Annotated in this window: 20 protein-coding genes; 5 read left to right on the top strand and 15 right to left on the bottom strand. The window is 53.3% G+C overall.

The genetic code is table 11. From position 1 onward, the window contains the following. Positions 1-56 precede the first annotated feature (56 nt). The 4 genes from scpB to AC3DKE_RS03115 form a co-directional block, all read right to left on the bottom strand. Positions 57-623 carry an SMC-Scp complex subunit ScpB gene (scpB, locus tag AC3DKE_RS03130; protein ID WP_340674717.1) on the bottom strand — a complete coding sequence of 189 codons (567 nt, stop codon included), beginning with the start codon at positions 621-623 and terminating at the stop codon, positions 57-59. Next, on the bottom strand, positions 613-1,527 hold the full coding sequence (locus AC3DKE_RS03125) for a segregation and condensation protein A (protein WP_411730135.1): 915 nt from the start codon (positions 1,525-1,527) through the stop codon (positions 613-615). The genes scpB and AC3DKE_RS03125 overlap by 11 nt, the downstream gene beginning before the upstream one ends. A gap of 113 nt (positions 1,528-1,640) precedes the next feature. Continuing rightward, positions 1,641-2,264: an L-threonylcarbamoyladenylate synthase gene (locus AC3DKE_RS03120; protein ID WP_340674719.1), complete on the bottom strand. Its 624-nt coding sequence runs from the start codon at positions 2,262-2,264 to the stop codon at positions 1,641-1,643. 25 nt (positions 2,265-2,289) lie between these two features. Further along, entirely contained in the window at positions 2,290-3,171 is an 882-nt protein-coding gene (locus tag AC3DKE_RS03115; protein WP_340674720.1) for a PHP domain-containing protein, read from the bottom strand. Positions 3,172-3,254: 83 nt separating this feature from the next. On the opposite strand from AC3DKE_RS03115, the gene ispZ reads away from it, so the two are divergent. Genes ispZ through mnmC1 form a run of 3 tightly spaced genes read left to right on the top strand, consistent with a single transcriptional unit; the run spans position 3,255 to position 5,335 of the window. Further along, complete coding sequence (gene ispZ / locus AC3DKE_RS03110; RefSeq protein ID WP_340674721.1) at positions 3,255-3,812, top strand: septation protein IspZ; 558 nt, start codon at positions 3,255-3,257, stop codon at positions 3,810-3,812. Beyond that, positions 3,812-4,111: a YciI family protein gene (locus AC3DKE_RS03105; protein WP_340674722.1), complete on the top strand. Its 300-nt coding sequence runs from the start codon at positions 3,812-3,814 to the stop codon at positions 4,109-4,111. Before ispZ ends, AC3DKE_RS03105 begins: the two co-directional genes overlap by 1 nt. 36 nt (positions 4,112-4,147) lie before the next feature. Beyond that, entirely contained in the window at positions 4,148-5,335 is a 1,188-nt protein-coding gene (gene mnmC1 / locus AC3DKE_RS03100) for an FAD-dependent 5-carboxymethylaminomethyl-2-thiouridine(34) oxidoreductase MnmC1 (RefSeq protein WP_340674723.1), read from the top strand. Here mnmC1 and AC3DKE_RS03095 read toward each other — a convergent pair. From AC3DKE_RS03095 to AC3DKE_RS03075, 5 genes are read right to left on the bottom strand one after another with little or no spacing between them, the layout of a single operon-like run. After that, entirely contained in the window at positions 5,306-5,887 is a 582-nt protein-coding gene (locus tag AC3DKE_RS03095) for a transglycosylase SLT domain-containing protein (RefSeq protein ID WP_340674724.1), read from the bottom strand. The two genes, mnmC1 and AC3DKE_RS03095, sit on opposite strands and share 30 nt — an antisense overlap. Beyond that, a complete protein-coding gene (ligA, locus tag AC3DKE_RS03090) occupies positions 5,884-7,932 on the bottom strand; it encodes an NAD-dependent DNA ligase LigA (protein WP_487990052.1) in 2,049 nt (682 codons plus the stop codon). Before ligA ends, AC3DKE_RS03095 begins: the two co-directional genes overlap by 4 nt. Beyond that, positions 7,932-8,894: a cell division protein ZipA gene (gene zipA, locus AC3DKE_RS03085; protein WP_484217117.1), complete on the bottom strand. Its 963-nt coding sequence runs from the start codon at positions 8,892-8,894 to the stop codon at positions 7,932-7,934. Before zipA ends, ligA begins: the two co-directional genes overlap by 1 nt. Before the next feature lie 39 nt (positions 8,895-8,933). Continuing rightward, a complete protein-coding gene (smc, locus tag AC3DKE_RS03080; RefSeq protein ID WP_340674727.1) occupies positions 8,934-12,434 on the bottom strand; it encodes a chromosome segregation protein SMC in 3,501 nt (1,166 codons plus the stop codon). A 9-nt stretch (positions 12,435-12,443) separates the two neighbouring features. Continuing rightward, entirely contained in the window at positions 12,444-13,139 is a 696-nt protein-coding gene (locus tag AC3DKE_RS03075) for a GntR family transcriptional regulator (RefSeq protein ID WP_340674728.1), read from the bottom strand. Between the two features lie 202 nt (positions 13,140-13,341). Here AC3DKE_RS03075 and AC3DKE_RS03070 point away from each other — a divergent pair, with 202 nt between their 5' ends. Continuing rightward, on the top strand, positions 13,342-15,003 hold the full coding sequence (locus tag AC3DKE_RS03070) for a nitrite/sulfite reductase (protein ID WP_484216695.1): 1,662 nt from the start codon (positions 13,342-13,344) through the stop codon (positions 15,001-15,003). Further along, complete coding sequence (locus AC3DKE_RS03065) at positions 14,987-15,484, top strand: DUF934 domain-containing protein (protein ID WP_484216694.1); 498 nt, start codon at positions 14,987-14,989, stop codon at positions 15,482-15,484. The genes AC3DKE_RS03070 and AC3DKE_RS03065 overlap by 17 nt, the downstream gene beginning before the upstream one ends. Positions 15,485-15,548: 64 nt before the next feature. Here the strand turns inward: AC3DKE_RS03065 and AC3DKE_RS03060 are convergent, their stop codons facing one another. The 6 genes from AC3DKE_RS03060 to AC3DKE_RS03035 all read right to left on the bottom strand — a co-directional run. Next, positions 15,549-16,619 (bottom strand): PepSY-associated TM helix domain-containing protein, encoded by a 1,071-nt coding sequence (locus AC3DKE_RS03060; RefSeq protein ID WP_340674731.1) that lies wholly within the window; start codon positions 16,617-16,619, stop codon positions 15,549-15,551. 8 nt (positions 16,620-16,627) lie between these two features. Further along, a complete protein-coding gene (locus tag AC3DKE_RS03055) occupies positions 16,628-17,035 on the bottom strand; it encodes an ExbD/TolR family protein (protein WP_379069480.1) in 408 nt (135 codons plus the stop codon). Continuing rightward, on the bottom strand, positions 17,035-17,763 hold the full coding sequence (locus AC3DKE_RS03050; RefSeq protein ID WP_340674733.1) for a MotA/TolQ/ExbB proton channel family protein: 729 nt from the start codon (positions 17,761-17,763) through the stop codon (positions 17,035-17,037). Before AC3DKE_RS03050 ends, AC3DKE_RS03055 begins: the two co-directional genes overlap by 1 nt. Before the next feature lie 12 nt (positions 17,764-17,775). Next, positions 17,776-18,453, bottom strand: a complete 678-nt coding sequence (locus tag AC3DKE_RS03045) for an energy transducer TonB (protein ID WP_487990051.1) — start codon at positions 18,451-18,453, stop codon at positions 17,776-17,778. 60 nt (positions 18,454-18,513) lie between these two features. Continuing rightward, complete coding sequence (locus AC3DKE_RS03040; RefSeq protein WP_487990050.1) at positions 18,514-19,191, bottom strand: Fe2+-dependent dioxygenase; 678 nt, start codon at positions 19,189-19,191, stop codon at positions 18,514-18,516. Then, a partial coding sequence (locus AC3DKE_RS03035) for an alpha-hydroxy-acid oxidizing protein (protein ID WP_487990049.1) occupies positions 19,185-19,642 on the bottom strand: 458 nt, incomplete at its 5' end. The genes AC3DKE_RS03040 and AC3DKE_RS03035, both read right to left, overlap by 7 nt.

Below are 19,642 nucleotides of genomic sequence, written 5' to 3'. Positions count from 1 at the left end.
GTTCCATATGCCGGCGTGAGCCTAAGCCAGAACGGGCGAGAACTTTCTGTAATTTTTCACTCATGAGCAGCTGCTTCCAAGTCGGCCGCAATCTCGGCGAGATCGCGTATCGATGCCAGCGCGGGTAAATCCGCTAGGCTTTTTAAATTAAAATCGTCAAGAAAGTGCCGTGTGGTGGCAAATAACGCCGGCCGGCCGGGCACTTCTTTATGTCCTGCTACACGCACCCATTCGCGCTCTAGCAGAGTTTTTACAATGGCGGTGCTGACAGACACGCCACGAATATCTTCAATTTCAGAACGCGTGATAGGTTGGCGATAGGCAATCAACGCCAGTGTCTCTAGCAACGCACGGGAATAACGCTGCGGGCGTTCATCCCAGAGCTTGCTTACCCACGGGCCAACATCATGGCGAACCTGAAAGCGCCAGCCTGAGGCGACTTGCCTAAGCTCAACGCCGCGATCGGCATAGTCTGCATACAAGGCATCGAGCAAGCTTTTGATACTGCCGGCATCTGGCCGATGTGCTTCATCGAACAAAGCTTGAATCTGCTCAATGCTCAACGCGCGACCAGCGGCAAACAACGCGCCTTCAATAATCGATTTGAGTTCATCAGGATTCATCAAATGCCCTCTCTACATCGCTCTCAGACGAGTCATCGCCAAGATCAAGATCATTACCTTGTGCCTCGCCAATGCGCGCTCGAACATGCAAATCGGCAAAAGCATCGGCTTGGACGATGTCGATTAAGCCTTCTTTGACCAATTCCAAGATCGCCATAAACGACACGACCACACCCAAGCGGCCTTCACTGACACTAAATAATTGCACAAATGGCACGAAGCGTTGACCTCGTAATAGCTCCAAAATATTGCTCATGCGTTCGCGCAAAGACAGCGATTCGCGTGAAATTTGGTGTGACACGGTTAAATCGGCGCGGCTCAACACATCTTGCAAGGCCAATAATAGTTCGCGTAGCTCAACCTGTGGCGGCTCTACTGGGCGCTGGTAATCCGGCGCTTGTGCTTGCGCGACAAAAAAGTCACGGCCTTCGCAAGGTAGGCTATCGATATGCTCAGCGGCTTGCTTGAAGCGCTCATATTCTTGCAACCGACGAATAAGCTCAGCTCGTGGATCGGCCTCTTCTTCACCCTCGGCATTGACGGGCCGCGGCAACAGTAAGCGTGACTTAATTTCGCCCAACCAAGCTGCCATCAGCAGATATTCAGCAGCTAAATCGAAATTAGCCGCCTGCATCAAATTCACGTATTCCAAATATTGGTGGGTAATACGCGCCACCGGAATATTCAAAATATCGATATTTTGCGCACGAATAAGATAGAGCAGAAGATCTAGTGGCCCCTCGAAAGTGTCGAGAAAAACACGTAGGGCATCGGGCGGAATATAGAGGTCATCGGGAAGCTTGGTGTAGTCCTCGCCATTCACCTTTGCAATAGCAAACAAGTCTGCCGGCGGCGTCATTGACACCTCGGGAACTTGATTACTGGTGCTTTCGGCTGTGGTCATGGACTCAGCTGGCATGGCGTTATCTCGGAGTTTGCCGCTTCTCAGCGGTAGGTTTGGCGAATTATGCCGCTATTTTAACGAAATAACCCGCCATTTTTAGCTTTTAGCCGTTGTTAGTCGCGAAAGGCGCTGACATCGCCTAGACCTTCGCGCATGACTTCCGGCGTATCGGTAGTGAAATCAATCACCGATGTGCTGCTAACGCCGCCATGTCCTGAATCCAAAATGGCCTCTACCCGACGCGCCAGACGCTCAACTATCTCATCAGGATCAGTCATCGGCAGTGAGTCGCCGGGCATCAATAACGTTGCGGTTAACAGCGGCTCGTCTAGCAACGCCAATAGCCCAAGTGGCACGGGGTGCGCTGGCACACGAATACCGATGCTTTGTTTTTTCGGATGCAATAAGCGCTTCGGCACTTCGCGCGTGCCCGGCAAAATAAAAGTGTAAGGTCCTGGCGTATGCGCTTTTAGCAGGCGAAATACGCTGTTGTCGACCTTGGCATAAGTGCCGATTTCCGATAAATCGCGGCACATCAGCGTTAGATGGTGAGACTCATCGAGCTCACGCAAGCGGCGCAGGCGCTCCATCGCGGATTTATCGCCAATGCGGCAAGCAAGTACATAGCTGGCATCGGTGGCCATGACAATTAGATCGCCCGCCATGAGGCGATCAGCGGCCTGTTTCAGTAAGCGTGGCTGAGGATTATCTGGGTGAATACGCCAATGCTGTGTCATGGGTAAATCCTTAAGGTGCTTATACTTATACTAGTTGAGGAGCTGCTTGTTCTGAACTAAAGGCATCTGCGGCCCAACCCCAACGCTGCCAAACGGGCTCGCAGCCTTTGGGCAATTTCGGGAACCGGCCCAAAGCAATCCACGGCGCCGGTTTGCCATGATAATCACTGCCTTGCGATGCTGCCAAGCCACGTTGCTGCGCGAGTTGGGCTAGATACTGCACCATATCGGGCTTTTCAGTCGCCGTGGCTACCTCAATAGCCAAGCCGCCAGCATCTTGAAACGCCGTCATCATCTCGCGCATTTTGGTTCGTGACAGCGGGTAACGGCCGGGATGCGCCAACACCGGCACCCCACCCGCCTGCAAAATCCACGACACGGTATCCTCCAAACTGGCCCAAGGCATGGGCACAGACGCCGGTTTGCGCGGGCCTAAATAGCGATCGAAACCCTGCTGCACCGTAGTGACATGACCATTTGTATATAGCCATTGACCAAAATGTGTACGGCTAATGCTTTCCGGGTCACGCGCGAGCGCCAGTACACCTTCATATACGCCGGTCATGCCCAGCGCTTCTAAACGCTCAGCAATAGCGATAGCGCGGCGCGCACGAGCGCCGGCCTGCTGAGCAAGGCCTGCAACTAACACGGGATGATGAATATCGACTTGCAGGCCAATAATATGAACATTATGCACACCCCAGCTGGCGGAAATCTCAACGCCGGGAATCAAAGTAATGCCATGCTCGAGCGCAGCTTCTTGCGCCTCTGGCACACCCGAAACACTGTCGTGATCGGTCAATGCCAAAGCTTTGACTCCGGCTTTCGCGGCCAAGGCGACTAACTCAGTAGGCGATAAACTGCCGTCGGAATAGCGGCTATGGCTGTGTAAATCGATCGCGGGCATGGTCGGCGCTCATGTGCTGCTTTAAGATGCAGCACTTTAGCAGGTTTGCCGCGGCTTGCGGCACTCACCGAGACGGAGCTGTCATGAAAGCCTTGTTGGATTTCCTACCCATCATCTTGTTTTTTATCGCTTATAAATTAGAAGGCGTGTTTGTCGCCGCCGGCGTGTTAATGGTCGCTGTCGTGGTCATCTACGGCTATATGTGGTGGCAACAGCGGCGCTTAGAAACCAGCCAATGGATCACCGTCGCCGCCACCTTAGGCTTGGGCTCGTTAACGCTCATTTTGCACGATGAAAAATACCTGCAATGGAAAGCACCTGGCGTCTACGTCTTACTCGCACTGGTTTTTCTCGGCAGCCAATGGCTGGGCTCACAACCAATCATCCAGCGCATGATGGGTCACGCGGTGAACTTAAACCCAGCGCAATGGCGCGGCCTCAATATGGCTTGGGCGATATTTTTCCTCGTCGCCGCTGCTGCTAATGCCGCCGTCGTGCTGTATTGGACAGAGTATTGGGTCGACTTTAAGCTTTTTGGCAGCATGGCAATGACCTTCGGCTTCGTTATTGCGCAAGGCGTTTGGCTAGTAAAAAGTGGTGCGATAATTGAAGCGCCGGCTCAGGAAAATGGAGAACAATAATGTGGTATGCCCTTTGGTGTGAAGATACTCCCGACTCTTTATCAGGCCGCCAAGCTGCACGCCCAGCGCACTTAGCTCGCTTAAACGCGCTCAAAGATGAAGGCCGCCTACTTCTTGCTGGGCCACTGCCGGCCATCGATAGCCCAGACCCCGGCCCTGCTGGTTTCACTGGCAGTTTGGTGGTTGCAGAGTTCGACAGCCTCGTAGATGCGCAGGCGTTTGCCGATAGCGACCCCTATGTGGCCGCCGGTGTTTATGCGCGCGTTACGGTTAAGCCTTTTAAGCTCACCTTGCCATAAGCATTCTATTTTGAAACCGCTTATTTTGAAGCGTTTATGACGCAGCACATTGTCGTTGTTGGCGCTGGCATAGCTGGCGCTAGTTGCGCATGGGTATTGGCTAATCGCGGCTATCGAGTCACTGTGCTCGATGCCGCTAGCAAGCCTGGCTCCGGCGGCTCTGGTAATCCCTTAGCGATTGTTTATCCCAAACTGGTTAATGCTGAGCTAACGCCTAACCATCTGCAGTCATTGGCCTATTTGCATACTTTGGCGCTGCTGCAACAGCCGCCATTTGCAGAGCATTTTCAGCAAACCGGCGTGCTTTGGCTTGATCAAGAGCGCAGCTTGCAAGATGTCGACGCCAGCCATCCATGGTGGCAAAAACAGGTTTGGCGCTTAGATGCTGAGGCTGCCAGCGAGCAAGCCGGCGTAACGTTAAATCGCTCGGCATTGTGGTTCCCCGATGCCGGCTTTATTCGCACGGATGGGCTGTTACGCACGCTATTGGCGCATGAGAATATTCGCACGCTGTTTAATACCCGTGTGTGCGGGGCGGAAGCTCTAGATTCGCGATGGCGCATTAGCAGTACGCAAGGTTACTTTTCTGCCGATGCGCTGGTATTGGCCTACGCCGGTGGCTCAGCAATTTCGCTCACCGATGGCCTGCCCTTGCGCCCTGTGCGTGGGCAAATCTCGCAATTTCCAACAGCATTTCCGCTGCGCACCACACTTTGTTATGGCGGGTATTTAACGCCTAGCGATAATGGCAATCACTGCGTCGGCGCGACTTTTTCGCCGATGGACTTACAAACGGATATTCGTCGCCAAGATCATCAATTTAATGCCAATGAGTTAGGCAAAAGCGTGCCGAGTGTGGCAGAAAGTCTGCCGCCATTTGATGACTGGCAAGGCCGCGCTAGCCTGCGTTGGCAAACGCCCGACTTCTCACCAATGGCTGGCCGTCATGATCCATCGCTGCTACATGTATTAACTGCGTATCCGCCACGAAAACATCGACCTGAACTCGCAACGCCTGATCTACCGCCGCTCTATGTCAGCATAGGCCACGGTGCCAAAGGCTATACGCAGGCTTGGGTAGCTGCGGAAATCATTGCCAATGGCATATCGAACACGCCCTCGCCGTGGCCAGATTTTATAGCCAAGCAGCTAGCACCAGATCGGTTTATTTGGCGGGATTGGCAGCGTGGGCGCTTATGGACGCCACGCCGCGCACGAAGCTAGCTGCGCACGGTAATTCTGCTCAGTGCTTTTAACGCGATCGGCGTAGGCCATTAGCCACGGTTTACGCAGATAGTTATTGCGCGCAAAACCGGCGCGACCTTCGTGGTAAGCCAAATACAGATTGCGCATATCGCCTGCTTGAATGCCCAGCTCCATGCGCGTGCCGTAGTGATACCAACCAACGAAATCGATAGCGTCAGAGAAATTATCGCGGCTGGCAAACCAGCGATTTTGCCTAGTCACATACTCATCCCACGTGCCGTCTAGCGCTTGCGCATAGCCATAGGCCGAAGAGGCGCGACCCCATGGGATAAAGCCTAATAAATAGCGTTTCGGCGGGCGGGCATCATGACGATATGACGACTCATGATAAATCGTCGCCATTAACACTGAGGCAGGAATGCCCCACTGCGCTTGCGAATCACGAGCGGGTTCACGCCACCCTTTTTTCTCGGCAAACACGGAACACACGTTAAGTGCATTTCTCGGCGGCGATGTCGATGCGCAGGCAGCTAACATTAAGGCGATGCATGCCACGATTAAGCCCCTCATGACATCTGCTCATGTTCAGCTAGCAGTGCTAATAACGCAGTTTCATCTAAGATTTGCACCTGATGCTCTTTGGCTGCATCGAGCTTGCTGCCAGCACGCTCACCAGCAACCACGGCATGGGTCTTTTTCGAGACGCTACCACTGACTTTCGCACCTAGTGCACGCAAACGATCACCGGCCTCATCGCGCCCAATAGTTGCCAAGGTGCCGGTTAGCACCCAAGTTTGACCGGCTAAGGGCTGAGGTAAATCTTGCGCGGCGGCTTGATCCGACCAATTCACGCCTGCGGCCTGTAACTGCGCAATGATCTGCTGGTTGTGTGGCTCGGAGAGGAACTGGCGTATCGAGCTGGCCACCACAGGGCCAACATCGGGCGTGGCTAAAAGCGCGGCTTCATCGGCAGCAAGCAAGGCATCTAAGCGACCAAATTGGCGCGCCAAAGCCGCGGCCGTGGTCTCGCCAACATCACGAATGCCCAGCGCATAGAGAAAACGCGCCAGTGTTGTGTCTCGACTCTTCGCGATGGCATTGAGCAGATTGGTTGCAGACTTTTCTGCCATACGCGGCAAAGTTAATAGTTGCTCAGGCGTCAGCGAATACAAATCAGCACTGCTATGCACTAACTCTTGGGCAATGAGCAACTCAATCCATTTGTCGCCAAGGCCGTCGATGTCCATAGCGCGGCGTGAGGCGAAATGCTTGAGCACTTCTTTGCGCTGAGCTGGGCAAAAAAGCCCAGCGCCACAACGTGCAACCGCTTCATCTTCAAGTCGCACAACGGCCGATTGGCACACGGGGCATTGCGTCGGCAACGACACGCGTTGGCGCTGCTCATGCTCGGCGTCGTTTTCATCGAGTCTGCGCATGACTTTAGGGATGACATCGCCAGCACGATAAATCACCACACGATCGCCAATGCGCAAATCTAGACGCTCGATCTCGTCGATATTATGCAGCGTGGCATTACTCACCATAACGCCGCCGACAGACACTGGTGTTAAGCGCGCCACCGGCGTTAAAGCGCCAGTACGGCCAACTTGAAAATCCACCGCCTCTAAAAGCGTGCTCGCCTCTTGCGCAGGGAACTTATAAGCCACCGCCCATCGCGGCGCTCGCGCGACATAGCCTAAGTCGCGCTGGAGCTGGCGGTCGTCGACTTTCACCACCATGCCATCGATGGCAAAAGGCAATGACTCACGAGCATCGAGCAATGACTGCCATGCCTGCTGCACAAAAACTGGGCCGCGACCTTGCTTGACCAAATGGCTTTGCTTAAAGCCTAGGTTTACTAACCAGCTTAGGGTTTGGCCATGGCTATTGGGCCAATCAGCGCCTTCAATTTGCGCGACAGCATAGGCGTAAAAATCTAAAGGACGTTGCGCGGTGATGCTTGGATCGAGCTGACGCAATGCGCCAGCCGCGGCGTTGCGTGGGTTTGCAAAAGGCTTGTCGCCACGTGCGATCTGATGGGCATTAAGCGCTTCAAAACCTTGCTGTGGCATCAATACTTCGCCGCGAACCTCGAGCAAGCTAGGCTCATATTTTGACTGTATTAGGCGCAATGGCACGCTGCGAATAGTGCGAATATTGGCGGTAATGTTTTCGCCAGATTGGCCATCGCCGCGCGTCGCAGCTTGCACCAAAATACCATCGCGATACAGCAGGCTGACCGCGAGACCATCGAATTTTGGCTCGCAGACATAGGGTAAGCCGACGCTCAAATCCCAGCCCAAACGTTCACGCGCGCGCTGGTCAAAGGCCAGCCATTCATCTTCAGTCAAAGCGTTATCGAGCGATAACATCGGCACACTGTGTGTAATGGTTTCGAAGGCTGAATCTGGTGCAGCGCCGACGCGCTGACTTGGCGAGTCGGGCGTGATGAGTTCGGGGTGAGCTTGTTCTAGCGCCAGTAACTCGGCATACAGCGCATCGTATTCGCCATCGGGCAGACTCGGTTCATCGAGAACATAGTAGCGATGGGCATGGTCGCGCAGCACGCGGCGCAGATCATCTATGCGTACTTTCACAGAAGCAGTTGCCGACATTAGGCGCTGGGCGAGCGACTTTCTATAGCCACTACCTCATCACGCCAATCGGCTAATTTGCCAGCCGTTAATATCTGACCTTGATCATCGAGCATATCGGCCTGCAAAGCGCTGGATAAACGACGTGCGGTATCGATCATCAAGTCATAGGCAACTAGGCATTTATAGCCGGGTAAGCCGAGAAATAAGCTCACGCCAGGCACGTTGTCACGCGACAAGGTGTCGATGTCGAAAGTGCCAGGCTCCATGGCTTGTGCGAGGCTAAACAAGATCGCGCCCTGACCTGTCGGATGTTCATGGCGGTGAAAAATAGCCATGTCGCCGTAACGCAGGCCATATTGCAGCAAATGCTCGAGCAATAATCGTCCGGGAATGCCATCTTCACGCGCCATGACATGAATAGAGATGACGCGGTCAAAGGCGAGCTCTGATTCGTCGATGCCACCAAGTGAAGGTGAGTCATCCGCTGCTTCTGGAAATAAGTCGTCTTGAGTTAGCGCGGCAACTGGCGGCTCTTCGTTTTCGATGATTGCAGCTGCAGGCCCAGTGCCGTCTTGAAAGCCAGGGTAAAAAGTAAGCGCTTCAGCTTCCGTTGGCTCTTCTGACACGGGCTTAGCCTCAGTAACCGCAGCCTCAACTTCGCTACTAACTGGCTCTGACATCGGCTCAAGCACTACCTCAGGCGCTGCTTTAACCACAGCCTCTGCCACCGCGGGTGCTCTATCGATAGTCGGCTCAATGCGAGATTGCTCAGCAGCTAATGCCGCCGCCGCGGCTTGCTCACGCGCACGCACGCGAACTTCGCCAACGATCTCATTACGCTCGATAGGTGTGTTGTCGAGACGCTCCGGCGACACGCGCTCAATGCGCAAACTTAAGCGATTGGCTCGCTTGCGCCATAAATAGATAATAACTGCGACCACTAATGCAGCTATAAGATATTGAACCCATTGTGTATTCATAGTGGCACTCATGTTGATTTGGTTCGTCGAAATGCTGGCTTATTGATTCGCCAACGCGGCGGCTTCATCCACATTGACCGAGACTAATCGCGATACGCCCGGCTCTTGCATCGTGACACCCATTAGCTGCGTGGCCATTTCCATGGCAATTTTATTGTGCGTAATATAAATGAACTGGACCTGCTGTGACATCTCTTCTACTAATCTAGCAAAACGAGCCACGTTAGCGTCATCTAGCGGCGCGTCGACCTCATCTAATAAACAGAATGGCGCCGGGTTGAGCTGGAAGATCGAAAACACCAACGACAGCGCCGTTAGCGCTTTTTCACCGCCAGAGAGCAGGTGAATTGTCGAGTTCTTCTTGCCTGGTGGGCGCGCCATAATTGTCACGCCGGCCTCGAGCAAATCATCGTCAGTCAGTGCTAAATAGGCACTGCCGCCGCCAAAGACTTTCGGAAACAGCGCCTGCAAGCCAATGTTGACCTTCTCAAAGGTCTCCTTAAACAAGGCGCGAGTTTCCTTATCAATTTTGCGGATGGCATTTTCCAATGTCTCTAGCGCTTCCATTAGATCGGCATCTTGCTGATCTAAGTAGGTTTTTCGCTCAGATGAACTGGTAAATTCATCAATTGCTGCCAAGTTAATAGCGCCCAATCGCGAAATGCGCTGACCCACGCGCTCCAATGACAACTGCCACTCTTGCTCGCTCGCCTGAGCTGGCAACTGTTCGAGCATTTGCGCTAAGTCGCCCTGAGCTTCCTTCAATAAATCCGCCTGAGCATCGCGGCGAGTAGCGATGTTTTGCCACTCCATGCGCAGGCTATTGAGGCTGTCACGAACAATTTGCTGCTGTTGATCGGCGCGGGCACGGCCAGCCTCAGCATCGCGTAACTGTGTTTGCAAGGCCTCAACTTGGTCACGAAGTTGCGCTAACTGCGCCTCGGTTTCCAAATGCTGCTCGAGTAAAGCCTCAAGCATTTGCGGGTCTTCCGAAGCCGCTTGGTTAATGCCTAACAGTTGCTCAGCCAAACTTTCGCGGCGTTCGCGCAGATCATCGACTTGTGAGCTCACACGCTCAAGGCCGGCGCGCAAGCCTTGGCAGCGTGCGGTAAGGGTTTGTGTCGCCAGCGCACTGCGGTGCAGGCCATCGCGCTTATCGCGCTGCATTTGCCGAGCCTGTTCAACCCGATCGCGCAGACCTTCACGCTGGCTTAGTAAAACTTCGCGCTGATGAGTGTCATTGCTCATCAGATCGATGGCTTCTTGCAGGCTTAATCTGGCCTCAGCTAAATACTCATGGTCGATCTGCGTTTGCCGGCTGACCTCATCAATTTCTTGCAAAATGCGGTCACGACGAGCAATGAACTGCTCTAGCCGTACTTGTCGCGCGCCAATTTGCCCCTGCGTATCGCTGACTTGTCGATAGCGTGCCGTGACATCGCGCTGCTGTTGCTCGCGATTGACCTCGGCATCACGCAATGACTCGCGTAACTGCTGCTGTTCGCTTTGCGCGGCATCAAGCTCAGCACTTAATAGCTCGCGCTGCTCTGCCAATTCACCCAATTCACGCCGGCGCGCTAACTCACCAGCGCTGGCATCTTGCGCCTGCGTTTGCACGCGCAGCCAATGCTGGCCCAACCACAGGCCATCCTGCGTGATCAACGAACTTGTAGCAGCCAACTGATGGCGTTGTGCCAAGGCATGCGGCAGCGATTCAGCTGTCAGCACCTGACTCAAGGCCTGCTGCAACCAATGCGGAGCCCCTGTGACCTGCGCTGCCAATGTGCCTTCAGTAGTTAGCGCTGCGCCATTCGAGGCCTCAGCAACCGACAATACACCTTGCGGCAAGTCATTAAGCTGATCGGCCAGATGATCTAATGAACCCACCGACACCGTGTGTAATTGCGCACCCAAGACAGTCTCAATCGCTCGCTCCCAACCCGGCGTTACCCGCAGCGCGTGAGCAATTGGTGTGGTATCGATTTGATGTGCTTGCAGCCACGAGTTAACGCCGCGCTGGCCTTTTTCAGCCGCCTCTTGCAGCGCCAATAACGCCGATTCACGCCCCGAGAGTGCCTGCAAGGCTTGGCGCTTGGCATCTAGTCGTGTACCGGCATCGCCTAAGGCCACACGTTGCGACTGCAAAGATTCGACAGTGTCATCGAGGCGCTGCTGCGCTTCATCGGCCATGAGCTGATGCTCTGCGGCCTGCTCATTGAGCTCATCGAGCTCCGCCTGCAAAGTGCCACCAGATAAGCCCGCTTGCTCAGCTTCCAGTCGCCCTAAGCGCTCTTGGCTGCGGCGCAAGGCCTGCTCTTGATGGGCAATGCGTGACTGCTCAACTTCAGCGCGTTGGCGTGGTGCTTGTGATTGCTGCTGAAATTGCTCCCAGCTCTGCTGCCATTCGTTCAGCGTCAGCTCAGCTTCAGCAACTTGCTCATTGGCGGCCTCCGCTTCCGCTTCCAATAGGTCCTGCTGCGGCGATAGCTCCATGAGCTCCGACTCGGCTAGCGTTAACGCTTCGCGGTCAGTCGCCAATAGTTGCTGAGCTTGCTCACGCTGCTGCTCAACACTGTTTATTGAGGCGTTAATTTCGCTGATGCGCTCGAGCTGATAGCGCTGGGATTGCTGCAAACGTGCTATGTCGCTGCCGAGTTGGTAATACTGACTTTGCACGCGATTAAACTCATCGCTAACGCTAAATTGCAGCTCACGATCTCGCGTAATCGCAGTTTCAAACTCACGCACGCTGGCGGTTGCTGCTTCCAAGCGCGTTTCTAACTCGCGAATCTGTGCTTCTTGCTGCGTGACTTGGCTCTCAAGGCCACGCCAGCGCAAGGCATAAAGTTGGTCGCGGAGCAGGCGCTCTTCTTCCTTTAATTCTTTATAACGCTCGGCATCACGCGCTTGCTTTTCCAAATGCGACAGCTGCTTGCCCAACTCATCGCGAATATCGCTGAGGCGCGATAGGTTCTCGCGAGTGTGACGCATACGATTTTCAGTTTCGCGGCGACGCTCTTTGTACTTCGAGATGCCCGCGGCCTCTTCGATATACACGCGCAACTCTTCCGGCTTCGACTCGATTAATCGCGAAATCATGCCCTGCTCGATGATCGCGTAGGAGCGTGGTCCCAAGCCTGTGCCTAGGAAGATGTCGGTGATGTCTTTACGGCGGCAGCGCGTGCCATTGAGGAAGTAATCTGAGCGCGCCTCACGGGTAACTACGCGCTTGATGGAGATTTCGGCGTATTGCGCATATTCGCCGCCGAGGGATTTATCGGCGTTATCGAAAATTAGCTCAATAGATGCTTGGCCTACGGGTTTGCGCACGCTAGAGCCATTAAAAATGACGTCAGTCATCGACTCGCCGCGCAACTGTTTAGCTGAGCTTTCACCCATTACCCAGCGCACCGCATCGATAATATTGGATTTGCCGCAGCCATTGGGCCCAACAACCGCAGATAGGTTGGTCGGGAAATGCGCGCTGGTCGGGTCAACAAACGATTTAAAGCCCGCCAGCTTGATGGTTTTCAGACGCATAAAATATTCCTAGCGGCGGTGACGACGAGCCCAAGCCATTTCAATTTGTTTAACACGAAGCAAAGATTCCAGCACTAAATTACGCTGATGTAGCAAATATTCTTCTAACAACTCTACAGCCCTATCGCTCTGGCGCAGCATGATGGCGTCGAGCAGGCCCTTTAAAAAGCCAAAAGCCTCTTCCATTTCGCGGCGACTAACCTGCAAGGCTAAATAAGCCGCACGCCGTGCGCTAGGCTGCAAGTCGGCCAAGATAGCATCGAGGTAGGGATTTCCGGCAAATGGTTGCGCCAAGCGCAGTAACTCATAGCCACGCTCATAGAAGCGCTCAATATCTTGCGTGCTAAGCGCCTCTTCCATTTCCGCTAATGCGGTCATAAAAGGTGGCAAATCGGCTTGATGCCAAAGCATGGATATGCGCCGCACAATCAAGCTGTAATGCAGAATCAGCAGCTCATAGAGACTTTTCAAAGATGCGGGGCTGAGCTCAGTCACCACCGCTCCACGACGCGGGAAGATAGTAATCAGATGGCGGCGCTGCAAAATTAAAAGTGCTTCACGAACTGCGCCACGACTGACATCCAGCTCGCCGGCAATGCGCATTTCCTGAATACGCTCACCTTCGACCAACTCACCAGAGATGATGAGCTCGCCAACATGATGGGCAATTTGTTCAGCTAGGCTGTCGTTGGCTCGAAAGCTCATGTGTGTCTCTGTTAATGTCCGCCAACGGCGCATTTAATGTGGCGCTATGCTAGCACAGGCAAGGATTAGCTCCAGCACACTGTCGATTGTCCGACAAGCAGCAAATTCAGCAGCAATACTGATACATAGACTCAGTAAATCTCAATTTAATTATATAAAGTAGCCTGTTAGAGTGCGCACTGACTAAAATGGTGAGTGTGCTATGTACCGCTATGATGCTTATGATCAACGCATTGTCGATGATCGCGTGGCCCAATTTAAAGATCAAACTGAGCGCTATTTAGCTGGCGACTTAAGCGAGGATCAATTCCGCCCTCTGCGTTTGCAAAATGGCCTATATATCCAACGTTATGCGCCAATGCTGCGTATCGCGGTGCCTTACGGCATGCTGTCATCAGACAAATTTCGCAAAATCGCCGATATCACACGCCGCTATGACCGTGGCTATGCCCATGTCAGCACTCGGCAAAATATCCAGCTGAACTGGCCAAAGCTCGAAGATGTGCCGACCATTCTTGGCGAATTAGCCACGGTTGAGATGCATGCGATCCAAACCAGTGGCAACTGCATTCGTAACACCACGACGGATCAATTTGCTGGCGTCGCTGCTGGTGAGATTGAAGATCCACGGCCAACTTGCGAATTAATTCGCCAATGGTCAACATTTCACCCTGAATTCGCCTTTCTGCCGCGCAAATTTAAAGTCGCAGTGAACGCCCTGCCCGAGATCGATCGCGCCGCCACACAAGTGCACGACATCGGTGTTTATATTGTTCGCAATGACGCTGGCGAAATCGGCTACCGTATTTTAGTTGGTGGCGGCTTGGGTCGCACTCCAATCATCGGCGCCATCATCCGCGAGTTTTTACCGCGCGAAGACTTAATTGCCTATTTGGATGCGGTTTTGCGCGTCTACAACTTGCATGGCCGTCGCGATAATAAATTCAAAGCACGCATCAAAATCTTAGTAAAAGCGCTCTCGCCAGAAGTTTTCGCTCAGCAAGTCGAAGCTGAGTTTGCGCATCTGCAAGGTGGAGCTTTGACGGTACCTGAGACTGAATTTGCACGCCTAGCCAGCTTTTTCACAGAGCCTGACTATGTCGCATACAGCGGTGATAGCGCTGACTATTTGAAAGCACGTCAAGAAAACTCAGTGTTTGATAACTGGGCGCACCGCAACGTCAGCGCCCACAAAATTCCGGGCTATGCCATTGTTACGTTGTCGCTTAAACGCACTGGCGTTGCTCCAGGCGATATGACTGCCGAGCAAATGGATGGTATTGCTGATTTAGCTGAGCGTTATAGCTTTGCAGAAATTCGCACCACCCACGAACAAAACGTGGTGCTTGCCGATGTCGCGCAAGATGATCTGCTTGAACTCTACGGCGAATTGAAAAAGCTCGGCTTTGATACTGCCAATATCGGCTTCTTAACCGACATTATTTGCTGCCCAGGTGGTGACTTCTGCTCACTAGCTAATGCCAAATCACTTCCTATTGCCGATGCGATCCAGCGCCGCTTCGACGACCTCGATGCGGTATATGACATTGGCCCATTGAACCTGAACATTTCCGGCTGCATGAATGCTTGCGGTCACCACCATGTTGGCCACATTGGCATCTTGGGTGTCGATAAAAAAGGCAGTGAGTTCTACCAAGTCTCACTAGGTGGCAACCAAGGCCATGATGCCAGCCTCGGCAATATCTTAGGCCCATCATTCAGCGCCGAAGCGATGCCCGATGTCGTTGAAGAAATCATCAACACCTATCTCGACATGCGCACAGAAGGCGAAAGCTTTTTGGCCATGTATCGCCGTGCCGGCATTGCCGTATTCAAGGAGCGCGTTTATGCCAACGCTGATTAAGCACGGGAAAATAAGCCCCGACAGCTATGTTGAAATCATTGGCGATGAAGCTGGTCTGGTTTTACCCGAAGGCGATATTTTATTGTCGCTGAACTGCTTCAATACTCATCGCGCTGAAGTACTAGCTCATGCCGGTCGTAAAGGTGTGATTTTAGCGCCCGATGAGTTTGCCGAAAGCATTGCCGATGTGGTCTCGCAGCTCGACCTCGTGGCCATTCGCTTCCCAAGCTTTGCCGATGGCCGTGGCTACTCCACGGCGTATTTGCTGCGTACACGCTATGGCTTCCGTGGCGAGTTACGCGCTATTGGCGACGTTTTTAAAGACACGCTGTTTTATCAGCAACGCGTGGGTTTCGATGCCTTTGTTTTGGCTAGTGATGCCGCTGCTGAAGTCGCTCTCCCCGGCCTGAATACTTTCTCCGAGGTGTATCACGGCTCTGCAGATAATGAGAAACCGCTGTTTTTACGCCGTAACGCATAGCGTTAAGCGTATTAGTCAGCCATAAAAAATGCCCCAGTTACGGGGCATTTTTTATGCTTTAGATTTAGCTTTTCGATGATTTAAAAAACAATCTAAAACCAAAGTACGTCATCGCCACCAAGCTTAAGCTGCTGAGCAGCAACATGAGCTGGCCTGACCAACCCCAGTATTGCCCTGTATGCAGCATCTTCCAGGACAAGGTGAGCTGCTCGCCCATGGGCTTTTGCGCAAATAGCTTGTGCTCAATACGCTGGCCTTTAGCATTAAAGCGAATATCATTTTTCTCGCGAATATGCGCTGCGTCAGGCAGCCAATACGCTACTGCAACATCAGCATCTTTAGGCGTAAATACGGCCTCATCAAAGGCGCCGACATCACGAACAAAGGCTGGCCATGCGGGGCTCATCAAGCGCTGAAAGCTTGCTGCATCGAAAAGTGCCGGCGCTGTCTTTGCAGGTTTTGGCTTGTACTCAACTGACAAGGCGCTGTAAATCGCTTTTTTATACGGCTCATAAGACCACGATAGACCCGTAGATGCCGAAAAAACAAAGAGTAATGCCGCCCATGTACCCAACACTCCATGCCACTGGAAAGCATGAGCGCGGCCCTTTAAACCACGGCGTGCGAGAAACCAGCCACTCAGCTTAGGTGGTCGTCGTTTCCAGCGTAAATACGAGCCCCCAATGACCATGCCTAAGAGCAAAATAGCCGAAATTCCGGTGATATTTGAGCCGAAATCGCCTAAGAGCAGCTCACGGTGTAAATGCTCGACGGTCTCAAAAAACTCTTCGCCACGAACAGCTGGTAACAATTCGCCGGTACTGGGGTGGAAATAGTGAACGCTAGGCTTCTGATCAGCGCTCAAAGCTACTAAGGCTAGCGCTGGAGCTTGATCCTGGCCGGCCACCGTAACGTTAGCCCACTGCGCCTGCGGGTATTTTGCCGTTACCGCAGAGATAAGCTCGACGGGGCTTAGGCGAGCGCCTTCGGCACTGACCATTAAGGTTTCGGCATTGATGGTGCGAAGAATTTGCGGCTGAAACGCCATTAGCGAGCCAGTTAAGGCGACAAAGGCCATGACTAGGCCAGCAGTGATTCCGATCCAACCGTGAAAACGTTTAATGACAGCGTGCATCATGAGTCCTAATTAGGTAATTCGGTGACAAAGCCAACTTTCGCCAAGCCCGCATCTGCACTGGCGGAAAGCACTTGTGCAAGAGCCTCATAGGGCGTGGTTTTATCGGCGCGCAAGTGTACTTCAGTATCTTTTGCAAACGTGCCAAGTAAAGCTGGAAGTTCAGCCATGGTGACTTCTTTGCCATTGACCATCACGGCGCCTGCCGCAGTCATCGCAACATCCACAGGCTTCGCGGGCGTCACCAATGGTTGCGAGCTAGCTTGCGGCAAGTTCACCTTCACAGCATGCGACATAAGCGGCGCAGTAATCATAAAAATGATCAATAAAACCAGCATCACGTCAATAAATGGCACCATATTGATCTCGGCATTCGCCTCAATCTCATCGCCTTGTTCAAATGAGCCAAATGCCATTAGGAGGCCTCGTTGGTCTTTTTAAATGGGGTAACGCGTTTCACTTCAGCAGGCATGGAGTTGCAAACTAGGCCTGTTGAAAGGAACGCAAAGACATCGTGTGCGAATGAGTTGAGCTGAACCATGGTGTTGCGGTTGAGACGAACAAAAACGTTGTAGGCAACGGCGCTTGGGATCGCCACGGCTAGACCTAAGCCAGTCATGATCAGTGCCTCACCAATTGGGCCTGCCACTTTATCCAGGCCGCTTTGGCCGGACATGCCAATGACCATTAGCGCATGATAAATACCCCAGACTGTGCCAAATAGGCCAACAAATGGCGCGCTTGAAGCGACCGTTGCCAGAAAAGTTAAGCCGCCCTCTAGGCGAGCTTTATCTTGATCGATGGCACGCTTGAGTGAGCGCGTGAGGAAGTCTTCGGCGCTGCCGGCTTCGATCAGCGAATTACCATTGCGCGAACGATGCTGCTCAATAGCAGTAAAGCCGTGATGCACTAAATGAGAAAATGGATCGCTGATGCCAGTGCTACGAATGCGCTGAGCGACAGCTTCTAAGTTAGGCGCGGCCCAAAAAGTATGTAAAAACTCGCGCGATAGCTTGCTAGTCTGCGAATAACGCCAGCCCTTGATGGCGATGTAATACCAGCTGCCGACCGACATAATCAGCAGTGTGGCAAGGATGAACAAGGCGACGGCATCGGCCTGTTGGATAAAGTTAGTAAAACCCATGAGTAACTCCGGTTAACGGGTTAATTTAAAATTCAGTGGCACCAAAACCCATTCAGTAATGGCTTGGTCACCTTGTTTTGCTGGCACGAAACGCCAGCGCTTCACCGCAGCGAGAGCGGCTTCATCTAAGCGTGGAAATAGACTGCTTTCAGCAATCGTGATGTTTTTGGGCAGGCCATCGGCGCCGACTTGAACGCGCAGCATGACGCGGCCGGTTTCGCCATTACGACGAGATAACGCCGGATAGCTCGGCGTTGGATTATTTAAATACGCTGCATCAAATCGTGGCGGTACCACGGCAGGCGCAAGTGCCGGTTCTTCTTTAATCGGCTTAGGTGGAGTTTCCACTGGCGTTGGCTGCTCAACGACCACAGGTTTTGGCTCTGGCTTCGGTGCCGCAATTGGCTCGGGGCTCACGACACGCTTTACTACTGGCTTAGGCGGCTGTTTTTGCACGGGCGTTGGCTTAGGCGGCGTTGGCGTCGGCTTGACTGGCGCCTCCACTGGCGGGCTGGCACGCAGCATTTGGATCGATAAGACATCGATAACCGGCGGCGTATTAGTCGATCGCCATTGAAATACGGCTAGCAACACCAGCACATGCAGACCAATGACCAATAGCAATGATAAAGACTCGGGCTGGCGCAGGGTCTGCCATGGTGATGCATGCGTGTGTGAGGCTGAATTCATGGGCGCGATAATAGTGAGATTTGTGGAACGAATCAATCAAATGAGAATCAATATCGTTAATTAAGTGATTGCCCATTGCCGTAGCAGGTTGTTGTAGACGCCAGTGAGTTGGCGATGCTCTGCCCTCGCCTCGGCTAATTGTTGCAGATGCTGAATGCTTTGATCTAGATCAAAGAGCAATTCGCGCTGAGTATCGGCGGCCACCAAACTTTGTATCCAGCAGATAGCAGCGACGCGTTCACCCGCCGTTACTGGCTCGACCTGATGCCATCGGCTCGTGGCATACAGCACTAGCGAGCCCGCTGGCAGCTTTACTTCTTGCACGCCAAAGCCAGTATCAATGCTGAGCTCACCACCGCTGTAGCTATCGGGGTCACTGAGAAATAATGTCGCGGATAAGTCGCTGCGAAACAGGCCTTTGCCATCGTCGCTGGCCATGATGGCGCTATCGATGTGCAGACCGTAATGGCCATTATTGCGATAGCGATTAAAGCGTGGCCGTAAAATGCTCTGCGGCAAAGCAGCTGAAATAAACAAAGGATGCTGGCTTAGGCGCTGGCGCAACTTATCGGCTAAGGCTTGGCCAAGCTCGCATTGACTAGCCACCTGCTCATTTTGCTTAACACTTTGCGAAACGCTGCCGGCCGTTGCTAGACCGTCTTGCCATTGCGCCCTCGTTAAGGCTTCGCGGTAAGCGGCAACTTCAGAGGCATCGAGTAGATCGGAAATAATCAGCATAGATGGCTCGGGCTAAATAATGTGTGTGGGCCGATGTCGTTGATGTGCAGACAACCGGCCTGCGCCATGGTGATCTCTAGCTCATCGCGAAGTATGCGCAAGAGATGCGCAACGCCTAGCGCTCCGGCGGTGGCTAAAGCATAAATATAGGGACGGCCAATCATCACGGCGTTGGCGCCTAGGGCGATGGCCTTGAATACGTCGGTACCGCTGCGCACGCCACTATCGAGCAAAAGCGTGAAGTCTGGGCCGACCGCTTGGCGTATCGCCGGTAGCGCATCGAGACTGGCCATACCGCCATCGAGCGCACGTCCGCCGTGGGTGGAAACGATAATGCCGGCTACGCCTAAGCTCTGTAGTCGTATGGCGTCATCTGGATGTGTTACGCCTTTTACTAGCACTGGCAGCGTGGTCGATTTCAGCAACCATGCTAGGTCTTCCCAAGTGGGTG

The sequence above is a fragment of the Paraperlucidibaca sp. genome (assembly GCF_982810325.1).
Note: the sequence above shows the minus strand (reverse complement) of the source record. Positions and strands in the feature narration are given on the sequence as shown.